The organism is Corynebacterium sp. 212_CJEI (genome assembly GCF_001055915.1).
Classification (GTDB): domain Bacteria; phylum Actinomycetota; class Actinomycetes; order Mycobacteriales; family Mycobacteriaceae; genus Corynebacterium; species Corynebacterium jeikeium_D.
The window spans coordinates 1-269 of record NZ_JVPT01000038.1 but is presented as its reverse complement, the minus strand read 5'-3'; the positions used below and the strand labels follow the sequence as shown (position 1 = coordinate 269).

At 58.7% G+C, this 269-nt stretch carries 1 pseudogene; it reads left to right on the top strand.

From position 1 onward, the window contains the following. Positions 1 to 269 (top strand): annotated as a pseudogene (locus ADB02_RS03295) (NAD(+) synthase); the annotation flags it as partial.

Sequence of the window (269 nt, the reverse complement as noted above, 5' to 3'; positions counted from 1 at the left end):
TTGGCCGTCGAAAAGCTTCGCGACGACGGTGAGGATGCCACTTTCATTGCCATTCGCCTCCCCCACGGCGTCCAGGCCGATGAGGACGACGCACAGGTGGCACTGCAATTCATTCAGCCTGACCAAAGGCTAACTATCGATATCGCACCGGCCACTGCCGCGATAACCACCCAGGTCACCGATGCCCTGGCCGGCAGCGCTATCAGCGATTTCAACAAGGGAAATATTAAGGCCCGCATGCGAATGATTGCCCAGTACGCAGTGGCGGG